Annotated in this window: 12 protein-coding genes and 1 tRNA gene; 6 read left to right on the top strand and 7 right to left on the bottom strand. The window is 40.7% G+C overall.

Features of this window, described 5'->3' with window-relative positions:
- Positions 1-20 precede the first annotated feature (20 nt).
- The gene (gene gyrA / locus J7338_RS09965; protein ID WP_210796921.1) at positions 21-2720 is read right to left on the bottom strand and encodes a DNA topoisomerase (ATP-hydrolyzing) subunit A; all 2700 of its coding nucleotides are present in this window, start codon (positions 2718-2720) and stop codon (positions 21-23) included.
- A 179-nt stretch (positions 2721-2899) separates the two neighbouring features.
- Here gyrA and ubiG point away from each other — a divergent pair, with 179 nt between their 5' ends.
- The 5 genes from ubiG (at position 2900) to yfaE (ending at position 8449) form a co-directional block, all read left to right on the top strand.
- On the top strand, positions 2900-3610 hold the full coding sequence (gene ubiG, locus J7338_RS09960) for a bifunctional 2-polyprenyl-6-hydroxyphenol methylase/3-demethylubiquinol 3-O-methyltransferase UbiG (protein WP_210796920.1): 711 nt from the start codon (positions 2900-2902) through the stop codon (positions 3608-3610).
- Entirely contained in the window at positions 3610-4293 is a 684-nt protein-coding gene (locus tag J7338_RS09955; RefSeq protein ID WP_210796919.1) for an HAD family hydrolase, read from the top strand. The genes ubiG and J7338_RS09955 overlap by 1 nt, the downstream gene beginning before the upstream one ends.
- A 401-nt stretch (positions 4294-4694) precedes the next feature.
- On the top strand, positions 4695-6977 hold the full coding sequence (nrdA, locus tag J7338_RS09950) for a class 1a ribonucleoside-diphosphate reductase subunit alpha (RefSeq protein ID WP_210796918.1): 2283 nt from the start codon (positions 4695-4697) through the stop codon (positions 6975-6977).
- Between the two features lie 69 nt (positions 6978-7046).
- On the top strand, positions 7047-8177 hold the full coding sequence (nrdB, locus tag J7338_RS09945) for a class Ia ribonucleoside-diphosphate reductase subunit beta (RefSeq protein ID WP_210796917.1): 1131 nt from the start codon (positions 7047-7049) through the stop codon (positions 8175-8177).
- Positions 8177-8449: a class I ribonucleotide reductase maintenance protein YfaE gene (yfaE, locus tag J7338_RS09940; RefSeq protein WP_210796916.1), complete on the top strand. Its 273-nt coding sequence runs from the start codon at positions 8177-8179 to the stop codon at positions 8447-8449. The genes nrdB and yfaE overlap by 1 nt, the downstream gene beginning before the upstream one ends.
- 3 nt (positions 8450-8452) lie before the next feature.
- On the opposite strand, the gene J7338_RS09935 is transcribed toward yfaE, so the two are convergent.
- Positions 8453-8980, bottom strand: coding sequence for a YaeQ family protein (locus tag J7338_RS09935; protein WP_210796915.1), 528 nt, complete (start codon positions 8978-8980; stop codon positions 8453-8455).
- Between the two features lie 150 nt (positions 8981-9130).
- On the opposite strand from J7338_RS09935, the gene J7338_RS09930 reads away from it, so the two are divergent.
- A complete protein-coding gene (locus tag J7338_RS09930) occupies positions 9131-11515 on the top strand; it encodes a TonB-dependent receptor (RefSeq protein ID WP_210796914.1) in 2385 nt (794 codons plus the stop codon).
- A gap of 70 nt (positions 11516-11585) precedes the next feature.
- Here the strand turns inward: J7338_RS09930 and J7338_RS09925 are convergent, their stop codons facing one another.
- From J7338_RS09925 to J7338_RS09905, 5 genes are all read right to left on the bottom strand, one after another.
- Positions 11586-12203, bottom strand: coding sequence for a BamJ family beta-barrel-assembly machinery protein (locus J7338_RS09925; protein ID WP_182717447.1), 618 nt, complete (start codon positions 12201-12203; stop codon positions 11586-11588).
- Positions 12204-12307: 104 nt separating this feature from the next.
- Positions 12308-12694: a hypothetical protein gene (locus J7338_RS09920; protein ID WP_210796913.1), complete on the bottom strand. Its 387-nt coding sequence runs from the start codon at positions 12692-12694 to the stop codon at positions 12308-12310.
- A gap of 49 nt (positions 12695-12743) precedes the next feature.
- Positions 12744-12834, bottom strand: a tRNA-Ser gene (locus J7338_RS09915).
- A 101-nt stretch (positions 12835-12935) separates the two neighbouring features.
- Positions 12936-13313 carry a hypothetical protein gene (locus J7338_RS09910; RefSeq protein ID WP_210796912.1) on the bottom strand — a complete coding sequence of 126 codons (378 nt, stop codon included), beginning with the start codon at positions 13311-13313 and terminating at the stop codon, positions 12936-12938.
- A 201-nt stretch (positions 13314-13514) separates the two neighbouring features.
- The gene (locus tag J7338_RS09905; protein ID WP_210796911.1) at positions 13515-14063 is read right to left on the bottom strand and encodes an NAD(P)H nitroreductase; all 549 of its coding nucleotides are present in this window, start codon (positions 14061-14063) and stop codon (positions 13515-13517) included.
- Between the last annotated feature and the right edge of the window lie 9 nt (positions 14064-14072).

Here is a 14072-nt window from a genome sequence, read left to right as displayed (position 1 = left end):
AGCCGCTTTAATGATTAATGTTATACTTCTGGAGGATTATCCCCAGCGTCATCATTAACAGTGTCGACTACTTCAACGCTTTCACCTTCGATAATAGCGTTAAGCTCATCGATTTCAATTTCTTCGATACGTTGTAAACCAACTACTTGCTCTTCGTCAATAGTTCTTATCAAAATAACACCTTGGGTATTACGCCCAACAGTAGAAACTTCATTAACGCGAGTTCGTACCAAAGTACCTCGATTAGAGATAATCATAATTTCATCGTTATCATCAACTTGTACAGCACCAACAACTGCGCCGTTACGCTCAGACACTTTAATTGATACCACACCTTGAGTCGCACGACTTTTAGATGGATAGTCCTCAAGTAATGTACGTTTACCGTAACCGTTTTCAGTAACCGTTAAGATAGCCCCATCTGTCTTAGGCACAATTAATGACACAACACGTTGCTCGTCAGCCATCTTAATACCACGAACACCCGTTGCGGTACGACCCATTGGACGTACGCCTTTGAACTTGATTTCCGGGTTACCGTTTTCATCAAGTACTGGGTTGCCATTTTCATCTAAAACAGGTGATTCTTCAGCTTCTTTAAAGCGAACAACTTTACCAGCATCAGTAAACAACATGATTTCGTTGCTACCATCAGTGATATCGACACCAATTAAGCTATCACCGTCGTTTAAGTTAACGGCAATAATACCGCTAGCACGTTGACGGCTATACGCAGTAAGCGGGGTTTTCTTCACTGTACCAAATGCAGTAGCCATAAAGATGTATTTATTTTCTTCATACTCACGTACTGGCAAGATAGCCGTAATACGTTCGTCAGCTTCAAGCGGCAATAAGTTTACAATTGGCTTACCACGGGCTGCACGACTGGCAAGTGGTAATTGATACACTTTAAGCCAATATAAGCGACCCGCCGTTGAGAAACAAAGAATCGTGTCGTGAGTATTAGCAACTAGTAAACGTTCGATGAAATCTTCATCTTTCATCTTGGTTGCTGATTTACCTTTACCACCACGACGCTGTGCTTCGTAATCAGACAATGGCTGATACTTCACATACCCTTCGTGAGAAAGCGTTACTACCACGTCTTCTTCAGTGATCAAGTCTTCAAGACTAATATCATGAGCCGCGGCGTTGATTTCAGTACGACGTTCGTCGCCGTATTGCTCTTTAATTTCAACTAACTCATCGCGAATAACTTCCATTAAACGCTCAGGACTAGCAAGAATATATAAAAGCTCGGCAATTAAATCTAATAACGTTTGGTATTCGCTTAGAATCTTTTCATGTTCAAGACCAGTAAGCTTGTGTAAACGTAAATCTAGAATTGCTTGGGCTTGTTGCTCAGAAATATAATACTGACCATCACGGATACCTAAATCATCGGCTAACCAATCAGGGCGTGCTACGTTTGCTTCACCGGCTTTTTCAAGCATGGCTTTCACATTACCTAATTCCCACGGGCGGCTAGCAAGTGCTACTTTAGCTTCAGCTGGTGTTGGTGAGTTACGAATAAGTTCGATAATTGGGTCAATGTTAGCAAGTGCAATTGCTAAGCCTTCGAGCATGTGTGCACGGTCGCGGGCTTTACGTAAGTCAAATACCGTACGTCGGGTAACAACTTCACGGCGGTGAATAATAAACTCTTCAAGCATTTCTTTTAAGTTGAAACACTTAGGTTGATTATTAATTAATGCAACCATGTTCATACCAAACACAGTTTGTAACTGAGTTTGTGCATAAAGGTTGTTTAAGATCACTTCGCCTACGTCACCACGTTTGATCTCGATAACGATACGCATACCGTCTTTATCTGATTCATCACGTAATGCACTAATGCCTTCAATCTTCTTATCTTTAACAAGCTCAGCAATCTTTTCGATTAAGCGGGCTTTATTTACTTGATAAGGGATCTCGTGAACGATGATCGTTTCACGATGGGTTTTTTCGTCAACTTCAATTTCCGCACGTGCACGCATGTACACTTTACCACGGCCTGTTAAATAGGCTTGTTCAATGCCTTTCTTACCGTTGATAATTGCCGCAGTTGGAAAATCTGGGCCCGGAATATAATCCATTAGTTCATGAATGGTTAATTCTGGGTTTTGAATAAGTGCTAAACAGCCATTTACAACTTCAGTTAAGTTATGAGGAGGAATGTTTGTCGCCATACCTACCGCAATACCCGATGAACCGTTCACTAATAAGTTAGGAACTTTGGTCGGTAATACGTCAGGAATTTGCTCTGTACCATCGTAGTTAGGTACAAAATCAACCGTCTCTTTTTCAAGATCAGCCAAAAGCTCATGAGACATTTTCGCCATACGGACTTCGGTATAACGCATCGCAGCTGCCGAGTCACCATCAACAGAACCAAAGTTACCTTGGCCGTCAACTAACATATAACGTAAAGAGAATGGCTGAGCCATACGTACGATTGTGTCATACACCGCACTGTCGCCATGGGGATGGTATTTACCTATTACGTCACCAACCACACGGGCTGATTTTTTGTAAGGCTTATTCCAATCATTATTAAGCTCGTTCATAGCAAACAAAACGCGGCGGTGAACAGGTTTTAAACCATCACGTACGTCTGGTAGTGCTCGTCCTACAATTACGCTCATTGCATAATCTAAATAGGAGTTTTTTAACTCGTCTTCAATATTGACTGGCAGAACTTCATTGGCGAAATCAGTCATTTGATATCACATTCCTTCAGTATTGACCCACGAAAGTGCCACATACGGGCGCTTGCGGGGATTTAGTTATTATTACCAAGTCATGCTACCACAATTAATTTAAATTTACAGGCGCTAAATCTTTGCGATTTATTAATTTACCCCTATATAATGGCCTGAGATTGACGAGGAAGTTTTTTATGACCGAACATCAGAATGTAGATAGTGCAGAAATTGCAAAGTTTGAAGCCATCGCTGAGCGATGGTGGGACCGCGATGGGGAATTTAAACCCCTTCATGAAATTAACCCATTACGATTAGATTTTATTGCCGACAAGGCCAACGGCTTATTCGACAAAGAAACTCTAGATGTAGGCTGTGGTGGTGGCATCCTCAGTGAAAGTATGGCGCGAATGGGCGCACATGTGACTGGTATCGATATGGGCCAAGAACCATTAACGGTTGCTAAACTACATAGTTTAGAAACCGGTGTGAAAGTAGAGTACATAAAAATACCTGCCGAACAGTATGCAGCAGAGCACCCTGCTCGCTTTGATACGATTACGTGTATGGAAATGTTAGAGCACGTTCCAGACCCTGCATCTATCATTCATGCAGTAGCAGAATTAGCGAAGCCTGGTGCCGATGTATTTTTTTCCACACTCAATAAAACCCCAAAAGCATATTTGTACGCAATTATCGGGGCAGAAAAATTATTGAAGATGGTGCCTGATGGAACCCATGATCACAAAAAGTTTATCAAACCAGCACAACTCATTGCATGGGCTGAACAAGCTGGATTAAAAGTACGTGCAAGTGCTGGGCTCAGTTATAACCCGCTATCAAAGCAGTACAGCTTAAATACTGACGTTAGCGTTAATTATATTCTCCATTTTGAGAAACTTGCGTAATGGCTGATTTTAACACAGCAACATCAGTAATTGACTACGACGCCTTTATTTTTGACCTTGATGGCACTTTACTGGATACTGCAGGTGACCTTGGCGCTGCACTAAATAGTGTATTATCAGCGCATGATCAGCCTACTGTTAGCGCCAATGTTTATCGCCCTGCAGCATCGAATGGTGCTGTCGCGCTGCTAGAAGCGGGATTTGGCCAACACTGGCCCGCACATCCGCAACAAGATGCTTTGCGCCAACAGTTACTCACGGCCTACGCTGATAATATTGCCACTCATAGCCAATGCTTCTCTGGCATCGCACAATTATTAATTGCCCTTGATCAGCAACAGATCAAATGGGGGATCATGACCAACAAGCCTGAATTTTTGACTACTCCCTTAGTGGCTGCAATCTCTGAATTAAGTGATGCGCAAGCAATTGTCTGTGGTGACACACTAAACGTGGCAAAACCCTCACCATTACCTTTACTTCATACAGCGCAACTATTAGATGTCGACCCGAGTCGCTGTTTGTATATTGGTGATGCGCAGCGCGACATTATCGCAGCTAAAGCTGCGAACATGCACAGCGCTGCTGCGTTGTGGGGCTACATCCCTAGTGAAGCTGAGGCATTAAGTTGGCAAGCCGATTTTAATTGGCATTCACCTATTGATGCATTTAACCATATATAGTGCCATGTTAAATTTTAACCACTACATATTGTGATTGTGTTACTTTTTGCACATTGTTTGTTGATAAAAAAAGCAGCCAGAATTTATTTTTAAAATGCGTAAATTTAATCGATCATGAGTTGATTTTTATAAATTTCATTTTAATCAGATGGTCAAAGGTTAATGGCTACTAACACAAGCATGTTATCCCAACGTTATCCACAATGTGGGGCGTTTATGCCCCTTGCAAATGATCGCATACCACACTATCTTGTGATCTAGAATTTGATGAACACCAGATGTTGTGGCTAAATGTTATTCAATTAAATTCGCGCTAATACAGTTTTATTGCAATAAAAAATTTATTTTAAGAAAAATGTGTCACTAAAAAATATTATATCCCAAGGAATACAGGCAAAACTATGAACCAACAGCTATCTGTAAGCAAACGTGACGGCCGAAAAGAGTCACTTGATTTAGATAAAATCCATCGCGTTATTGCTTGGGCCGCCGAAGGTCTAAATAATGTGTCTGTCTCACAAGTTGAGCTAAAATCACACATCCAGTTTTATGATGGTATTCGTACTGAAGACATCCATGAAACGATTATTAAAGCGGCCGCTGATCAGATCTCTAAAGAATCGCCTGATTACCAATATTTAGCCGCCCGATTAGCTGTATTCCATTTACGTAAAAAAGCTTATGGTCAGTTTGAGCCACCGCGCTTATATGACCATATCGTTAAGTTAGTTGAAGATAAGCGTTACGATGCACATTTATTAGCTGACTACACCGAGCAAGAAATTGATCAACTGGATGAATACCTTGATCATGGACGTGATTTAAACTTCAGCTATGCTGCGGTTAAACAGCTTGAAGGTAAATACCTAGTACAAAACCGTGTAACGGGTGAAATTTATGAAAGCGCACAGTTTTTATATATTTTAGTTGCGGCAAGCTTGTTTTCTGATTACCCAAAAGAAACGCGTTTAGATTACATCAAGCGCTTTTATGATGCGGTATCAATGTTTAAGATTTCGTTGCCTACGCCAATTATGGCGGGGGTACGTACTCCTACGCGCCAATTCAGCTCATGTGTATTAATTGAATGTGGTGATAGCTTAGATTCAATCAACGCAACCTCATCTGCGATTGTAAAATACGTATCACAACGTGCAGGTATTGGTATTAATGCGGGTCGTATTCGCGCGCTTGGTAGCCCTATTCGTAATGGTGAAGCGTACCATACGGGCTGTATCCCATTTTATAAGCACTTTCAAACAGCAGTTAAAAGCTGTTCGCAAGGTGGTGTACGCGGTGGTGCAGCAACCCTGTTCTATCCACTATGGCATTTAGAAGTTGAAAACTTATTAGTGCTTAAAAACAACCGTGGGGTTGATGATAACCGCGTTCGTCACTTAGATTACGGTGTACAGTTTAATAAACTAATGTACGCCCGCTTGATCAAAGATGATTACATCACATTATTCAGCCCATCTGATGTGCCTGGTTTATATGATGCATTTTTTGAAGATCAAGATGAATTTGATCGTCTTTACGTACAATATGAACAAGACGAGTCAATTCGTAAAAAACGTATTAAAGCTATTGAGCTGTTTTCAATGTTTGCACAAGAGCGTGCCAGCACTGGCCGCATCTATTTACAAAACGTTGACCACTGTAATACACACAGCCCGTTCATTGCTAAAGTGGCTCCAATTCGTCAATCTAACTTATGTTTAGAAATTGCATTGCCAACAAAACCACTTAACAATGTTAATGATGAAGAAGGTGAAATCGCCCTGTGTACGCTATCAGCCTTTAACTTAGGTGCCATTGAGTCATTAGACGAACTTGAAGAGCTTGCAGAACTTGCGGTACGTGCACTTGATAACTTACTGGATTTCCAAGACTACCCAGTACCAGCTGCACATAATGCAACAATGGGCCGTCGTACGCTAGGAATAGGCGTAATCAACTACGCTTATTACCTCGCTAAAAATGGTAAGCGTTATTCTGATGGCAGTGCCAATGCATTGACTCACAAAACATTTGAAGCAATACAGTATTACCTAATGAAAGCCTCGAATGAGCTTGCTAAAGAGCGTGGTGCATGCCCTAAATTTAACGAAACAACGTATTCGCAAGGTATTATGCCAACCGATACGTACAAACGTGATTTGGATAAAATTTGTGATGAACCATTGCATTTAGATTGGGATACATTACGCGCCAATATTAAAGAGCATGGTATGCGTAACTCAACGTTATCTGCGTTGATGCCTTCAGAGACATCGTCGCAAATTTCAAATGCAACGAATGGTATTGAGCCACCACGAGGGCATATTAGTGTTAAAGCCAGTAAAGACGGTATCTTAAAACAAGTTGTACCTGAATATGAACGCCTTAAAAATAATTATGAATTATTGTGGGATATCCCATCAAATAAAGGTTATTTAGAATTAGTGGGTATTATGCAAAAGTTTGTTGACCAAACAATTTCTGCCAATACTAACTACGATCCAAATAAATTTGAAGGTGGTAAAGTACCAATGAAGGTATTACTACAAGATTTATTAGGCGCATATAAGCTTGGCGTTAAAACCCTTTACTACCATAACACCCGTGATGGTGCATCTGATGCACAAGATGATACACCAGAAGTGGAAGATGATGATTGTGCAGGCGGTGCGTGTAAAATCTAATCGGTAACAACTATAAATTGGAAGCGGGCTATACGCTCGCTTTGCCCTGTTCGTTTTTTGAGTGATCTTATGTCTTATACTACTTTTAGCCGAAACCATAATAACCAACTACAAGAACCGATGTTTTTCGGCCAAACCGTTAACGTATCGCGTTATGATCAACAGAAGTACCCTATTTTCGAAAAGTTAATTGAAAAACAGCTATCGTTCTTTTGGCGCCCTGAAGAAGTCGATGTGAGCAAAGATCGCTTAGATTTCCAAGCCTTACCGGATCACGAAAAGCATATCTTTTTAAGTAACTTAAAATATCAAACCCTGCTTGATAGTGTGCAAGGTCGCTCTCCGAATGTGGCACTGCTCCCTATTGTATCAATTCCTGAACTTGAAACTTGGATTGAAACGTGGGCGTTTAGTGAAACCATTCATAGTCGTTCATATACACATATCATTCGTAACGTAACGCAATCACCTGAGCTTATTTTTGATGATATAGTTAGTAATGACAAGATCAGCGAACGTGCTGATGCCGTAACTAAATATTACGATGAGTTAATTAATAAAGTTGCGGTATATAACTTATACGGTGAAGGTAAGCATGAACTTAATGGCGAAACAGTTCACATCAGTTTATTTGAACTTAAAAAGCTTTTATATCTTGCCATGATGTCAGTGAATATCTTAGAAGCGATCCGTTTTTATGTCAGCTTTGCCTGCTCATTTGCGTTTGCAGAGCGAGAATTAATGGAAGGTAACGCTAAAATTATTAAGCTGATCGCCCGTGATGAAGCGCTTCATCTGTCTGGTACTCAGCATATTTTGAATATTATGCAAGATGGTAAAGACGATCCTGAAATGGCTATCGTAGCAGCTCAGTGTCGTGATGAAGCGATCAAAATGTTTGTTGATGCCGCTGAACAAGAAAAAGAATGGGCTGAATACTTGTTTAAAGATGGCTCAATGATTGGCTTAAACAAAGATATTCTATGTCAATATGTTGAATACATTACTAACGCACGTATGAGTGCGGTAGGCTTACCGACGCAATTCAAAACCAGCAGTAACCCTATTCCATGGATCAACTCATGGTTGGTATCAGACAATGTGCAAGTTGCTCCACAAGAAGCGGAGATCAGCTCATACCTTGTTGGTCAAATTGACTCTCAAGTTGATGCATCTGACTTTGGTGACTTTGATCTCTAATGAGCAGCAACAAAACTGCAAAGGTTCACTTTGCAGATAACAGCCAGTGTGTAGAATTTACCACTGGCTGCCATTCTCTTTTAGACTGCCTTGAACAACAGCAATATGATATCCCTTTTCAATGCCGAGAAGGCTACTGTGGTGCTTGTCGCGCTATACTGAGCCAAGGGCAAGTGATCTACAATGAAGAGCCACTTGCGTTTGTGCGTGACGGCGAAGTGTTACTATGCTGCTGTAAACCCGATGGCGATATTACCCTCAGCTTTAAATAAACTTTAATGCCAATCAAATTGTTTTGTTTCATAACAATGTACTTTGTCAGTGATCATTAAACTGCTCTCATCTATGGTCACATTCCAATTTAAACTACGTGTTAAGTCCGTTTGAATATCGTCCACAAATTGCTGATCAATTTCGATAATATGGCTATTTGAAAATAACTTTAACCGTGACTCAGATTGCGCTAACCATTCACTATTACCCATTGTTAAAATTAATAATTCGTCCACTTGCTTTGCTATTTTGAGCAGCTGATCAAGGTTGGGCTGATCCACACTTAACCACGTTTTATAATGCTCATCCAGCGCCTTTATACCGACATCTGGTTGCAGTCTATCTGAAAATTTATTTAGCACTGCATGGCTGTCATAAGATAAAAGGCAATATCCTAATAGCTTTAAAACAAAATGCTCTAGCGTTTCATTTTTTGTTAAAGCCGTGGTAAACACCTCTTGATGATTTCGCTGCTGACGCAAGTCTGCAATGCTAAATCGTGCTTTAAAGATACGTGCTTTATCAGACATAACATTCACCAAACTAGTGATTATTTCTACTTGAGTATAGCGCTTACTAATGAAAATGCGTTTATTTTAAAGTTATGGTATAACATTATTGATTGGCTTAAATGATGGTGTTATATTATATCACAACATAATAACCACGATGTAGTAACCATGATCCGACATTCTTTAATATCCACAGCAATAATTACTGCTCTAAGTTCTTTTTCTGCTCATGCCGCAGTGGTAAAAGGTCAAGTTTTAGATGATAAAAATCAACCGATCAGCCAAGCCGACGTCCATGTACACGGTAAAGCGCAATCAATAAAGACTGACAACGATGGCCAATTTAGTATTAATATCGATGCGAATAGTCAGTTACATATTAGTAAAAATAATTATGTTGATGCTAGAGTTCAAGTAACTGAAGCCAGCTCAGCTCTAAATATCACCCTTATACCTACGTCAGTTGAATCAGTCGTTGTGTACGCCTCTGCCCTGCATAAAAATAGCTTAGAGATGATTTCACCAGTGAGTGTGCTCAGTGGTGATGAGCTACGCAATAAAGCAAAACCCACGTTAGGCGAAACACTTAAAGGCCTTCCCGGTGTTAATGCCAGCTATTTTGGCCCTGTTTCTTCAAGTCCTATAATCCGTGGCCTAGATGGCCCCCGTGTAAAAATAACTCAAAATGGTTTAGACAGCAGCGATGCATCACGTATTGGCCCTGATCACGCCACCTCTAATGACAGCCTAGCAGCTGAACAGATTGAAGTTTTACGTGGCCCTGCCACCTTACTTTATGGCTCTGGTGCAATTGGCGGTGTTGTTAATGTGGTTGATAACCGTATTCCTACTGATAATATTGAACAATTGACCGGCGCAGTTGAATACAGTCACGATACGGTATCAAACGCCAACACCTATGCCGCCAAGCTTGAAACAGGCCATAACAACTTTAATTTCCATTTTGATGGTACCAAACGCACTGGTGATGACTACCAAACTCCACGTTTTAACTTACCTGAAGAAGAGCACGAAGATCATGAGGGCCATGACGAAGAAGAGCATGAAACAGCAACGTCAGTTAAAAATACCTTTATTGATAGCCAAACCGTAAACTTTGGTACTAGCTATGTGGGTGACCATTTAACGTTAGGCGTCTCTTATGGCCGTATAGAAACAGATTACGGTATTCCAGCACATAGCCATGAACATGGCCATGATCACAAACACGAACATGCCCATGAAGAAGGTGAAGAAGAAGCCGTTTATGCACGTGTTGAGCAAGATCGTTGGCAAGGTTTAATGAGCTATGCATTGCATAACAATTGGATTGAAACCATTAATTTACGTCTTGGTTATACTGATTATCGCCATGCTGAAATTGAAGATGGCGCGATCGGTACTATCTTTAGTAATGAAACCACTGAAGCACGTTTAAATATCGAGCATAAGTTAGGTAATTGGCATGGTATGGCTGGTTATCATTTTAGTGAATCTGATTATGATGCCGATGGTGAAGAAGCCTTCACACCCGCTAGCAAAACGACTACTCATGCATTATTTATCCTCGAAGAAAAACAGTTTGGCGACGTGACATTAGAATTAGGTGCGCGTATTGAAGATTATAATATTGATAGTAATATCGGTGCTGCTGCGCATGACCATGAAGATGATCATACTGATGAACACGCCAATGAAATAACGCCTTACAGTAAAAGCTTTACTAATCTGAGCGCTTCAGCAGGCGCTATTTGGCAATATACACCCGGACAAAGTATTGCGCTGAGCGTGTCACACTCTGAACGCGCACCGTTATCAGCCGAGCTATTATCAAATGGTGTCCATATTGCAACTGGCACCTATGAGCTTGGTTTAGGCTACGCGATAGAAGACGGTGAAATTCACTTCGAACCTGAAAATATCAAACAAGAAACATCAACCAATATTGATTTTGGCTTTAGACGCTTTAGTGGCGATTTTGGTTATACGGTTAACTTTTTCTATAACGACATTGCCAATTTTTACTATCAGCAAAACACGGGGTTAATGTTTGATGAAGAGCACGGCCTTGAAGCTGCAGAGCCTGGCCACGATGATGGTATGGCTGTTTATCAATTTGTCAGTAAAGATGCGAAATTATACGGCATTGAATTTGATGCACATTATCAATTAAATTCAAATGCGATGGTAAAAGTATTTGGTGACTCAACCACTGCAAAACTTGCTGATGATGAAGGGTATTTACCGCGTATTCCGGCAAATAAGTTAGGTTCAGAATTTCAGTATAATATCAGTGATTGGCAGTTCAGCTTAACTGGCACACACTACTTTGAACAACGTGATATTACGGCTTATGAAACCGCAACTGATGGCTATACACTGTTTGATGCGCAAGCAAATTATCAATTAAGTGTCGGTCCGGTAGATACACAGTTTTATATCAACGTTGATAATATTACGGATGAACTGGGTTTTGTACATAGTTCATTTATTAAAGATGAAGCGCCACTTCCTGGGCGTAACTTTAGAATTGGTCTACGTGGTTATTTCTGATCTCAGTAAATAACCATAAAAAAGCCGCGCTAATAGTTATTAGCGCGGCTTTTTATTACTCAATTTCTAATTAAAGAATTTCGTGTAGCTCAACGTCAAATACCAGTGTTGAGAATGGTGCAATTGCAGCACCGGCACCACGTTCTCCATAAGCAAGCTCATGAGGAACATAGATACGCCATTTGGTGCCTTCAGGCATCATTTGTAATGCTTCAGTCCAGCCTTTGATCACGCCACCAACTGGAAACTCAGCAGGTTGACCACGCTCATAAGAGCTGTCAAATACAGTACCGTTGATAAGTGTACCGTGATAATCAACACGCACTGTTGACTCAGCAGTTGGCTTGTTGCCTTCACCTGTTGCTAGTACTTCATATTGAAGACCAGACTCAGTCACTGTGATTTCAGCACGTTTTGCATTTTCTTCTAAGAATGCAATGCCTTCAGCTGCAAGTACTTTCGCCTCTTCTTCACGACGTGCTTGGATTTCAGTGTTGATTTTTTCGAATGCAGCTTGGATCTCAGGGATCTCAACTTGGAAATCGCCGCCCACATACGCATCTTTCATGCCTGCAAATACTGAATTTAAGTTTAAACCTTCGAAAGGGTTAGCTTTAAGTTGCTCACCCATCTGTAGGCCAATACCGTAACTTGCTTTTTCAGCATCTGTAGTAAAATTATCTGACATAATATGTTTCACGTTTTGTTTATACCAAGCTTAATAACGCTGGTATCAGTTAAAAGACGCGCCTATGCTATCATAAAAAAAAGCCCTTTTGGGCTTCTTTAGAGCTAGTTTTTAGTGAGTTTTCGCTTTATTAAGCGCACAGCAAAAGTCAAGATTGGCAAGCTGATTAAAATACCAGCAAGTAATGGACGACTCAGTAATGCCTGCGTACCAACTAATAACACCGGCACGACTAATAAACCGATACAACCAATAAATATTGCCGCAATTTCTGGCCAGTATTTATCATATTTAGTAATTAAATGCCCAGCTAATAGATTAAAACCTAGGCAGTAAAGCATAGCTGTGAGCAATACATGCTCTGGTTGTGCATCCATCGCCATTTTAACGAGTAAGTTAATAGCACTGTGATAACAGTAGCCAAACACCGACCATAACAGTACGTGTTTTAGCACCCGCTGTGTGGTGTTTAATTGATTGTGTTGTGACATCTTAAACTCCAGATAGCAAAAAGCCGCCCATAAGGCGGCTTTTTAAATATGGTGGAGAGATAGGGATTTGAACCCTAGAGGGGCTATAAACCCCTGCCGGTTTTCAAGACCGGTGCATTCGACCACTCTGCCATCTCTCCGTACGGCGCGGATAATAGGGGTTACTTGCCTTGTTGTAAAGCCCTAAAAGTAAAAAAGTTTAAATTAATCGTTACAATTACTCAAAGCGCTTAAAAATACATCAATAATACTGTTTTGGACGTTTTGCTAGCCACGAACACAGCAAGCAGACTAATAAGCTAAAAGTTACAAAACTTAAGCTCTGAAAGATTAAATCAAAACGGTTAAGATCATCACTTGGTACAAGTACCAAGACAAAGGCGGGTAAAATACTCACAAACAATACATAACAACACACTTTAAACGCTCTACCAAAATCAAATCGTCTTGTGCGTTGCATCCACCACGCTAAAATAACCACACTAGCAGTTGATGAGATCGCGATTAAATGAGGAGTCTGTGTACTAAATGCTGTGTAAAGAGTGATAGCCGCACCAACAAAGCCCCATAAGGACCACGTTAACCATTTTTCTTTTTCACGTAAAAATAAATTTCCCATTATCCTCGTCTTCTTGTTGTTATTCTAATTAAGACATTCCATACATTAACAAACTGCAGAAAATAACAAACCATTGTATTGAGGGTTATTGCATCCAAGCGCTTCAGACAGTCAAACTACCTGATGATAATAACAAAGGTAGCCTTAATGCACTCTGACTAAAATAAGAAGATAAAGTTCCAATTAATTACGTTTTGGCAACTATAAGTGTGTGAAAAAGTGTTCTGGGCTATGACGAACAGCCTTCTTACAGTCCATTTCTGGAGTGCCTAAATACAGATAACCGACAATCTCATCTTCATTATCAAGCTTTAACGCCGTCTTAACCGCCTCGCTTTGTGCAAAGTAGCCAGTACGCCATACACCACTAAGTCCTTGCGCAAAAGCTGCTTGTTGCATAGCTAACACAGCACAACCAGCGCTTTGTACTTGTTCGATGCGCGGTACTTTTGGGTGCGCTTGATATTTTGCAATGGCGATGATGATCATCGGTGCACGCAGTGGTAATTCCTTGGCACGATTAATGACTTTTTCATCTTGTTGTTCTGCAACTGCACTTTGATAATAAATTTCGCCGAGTCGTTCACGCGCATCTTCTGCGACAACAATAAACTGCCAAGGTGCAAGGCAACCATGATCAGGCACACGAAGCGCTGCTTGTTTAATAATATCAAGTTGACTGTTGTTTGGGGCAGGTGCAATCAGTCGAGGATCTGACTGACGAGTCAATAAAAGCTCAATGGCGTCCATAGCGATTCT

It is taken from the genome of Pseudoalteromonas ostreae, from assembly GCF_018069805.1.
GTDB lineage: Bacteria > Pseudomonadota > Gammaproteobacteria > Enterobacterales > Alteromonadaceae > Pseudoalteromonas > Pseudoalteromonas ostreae.
This window is presented reverse-complemented; position numbering and strand designations above follow the sequence as displayed.

Excerpts from the sequence above, each read along its gene's own strand:
- J7338_RS09905 (WP_210796911.1), bottom strand. The coding sequence starts at position 14,063 with ATGGACGCCATTGAGCTTTTATTGACTCGTCAGTCAGATCCTCGACTG.
- J7338_RS09925 (WP_182717447.1), bottom strand. The coding sequence starts at position 12,203 with ATGTCAGATAATTTTACTACAGATGCTGAAAAAGCAAGTTACGGTATT.
- nrdB (WP_210796917.1), top strand. The coding sequence starts at position 7,047 with ATGTCTTATACTACTTTTAGCCGAAACCATAATAACCAACTACAAGAA.
- gyrA (WP_210796921.1), bottom strand. The coding sequence starts at position 2,720 with ATGACTGATTTCGCCAATGAAGTTCTGCCAGTCAATATTGAAGACGAG.
- J7338_RS09920 (WP_210796913.1), bottom strand. The coding sequence starts at position 12,694 with ATGTCACAACACAATCAATTAAACACCACACAGCGGGTGCTAAAACAC.
- yfaE (WP_210796916.1), top strand. The coding sequence starts at position 8,177 with ATGAGCAGCAACAAAACTGCAAAGGTTCACTTTGCAGATAACAGCCAG.
- J7338_RS09910 (WP_210796912.1), bottom strand. The coding sequence starts at position 13,313 with ATGGGAAATTTATTTTTACGTGAAAAAGAAAAATGGTTAACGTGGTCC.
- J7338_RS09935 (WP_210796915.1), bottom strand. The coding sequence starts at position 8,980 with ATGTCTGATAAAGCACGTATCTTTAAAGCACGATTTAGCATTGCAGAC.
- nrdA (WP_210796918.1), top strand. The coding sequence starts at position 4,695 with ATGAACCAACAGCTATCTGTAAGCAAACGTGACGGCCGAAAAGAGTCA.
- ubiG (WP_210796920.1), top strand. The coding sequence starts at position 2,900 with ATGACCGAACATCAGAATGTAGATAGTGCAGAAATTGCAAAGTTTGAA.
- J7338_RS09930 (WP_210796914.1), top strand. The coding sequence starts at position 9,131 with ATGATCCGACATTCTTTAATATCCACAGCAATAATTACTGCTCTAAGT.
- J7338_RS09955 (WP_210796919.1), top strand. The coding sequence starts at position 3,610 with ATGGCTGATTTTAACACAGCAACATCAGTAATTGACTACGACGCCTTT.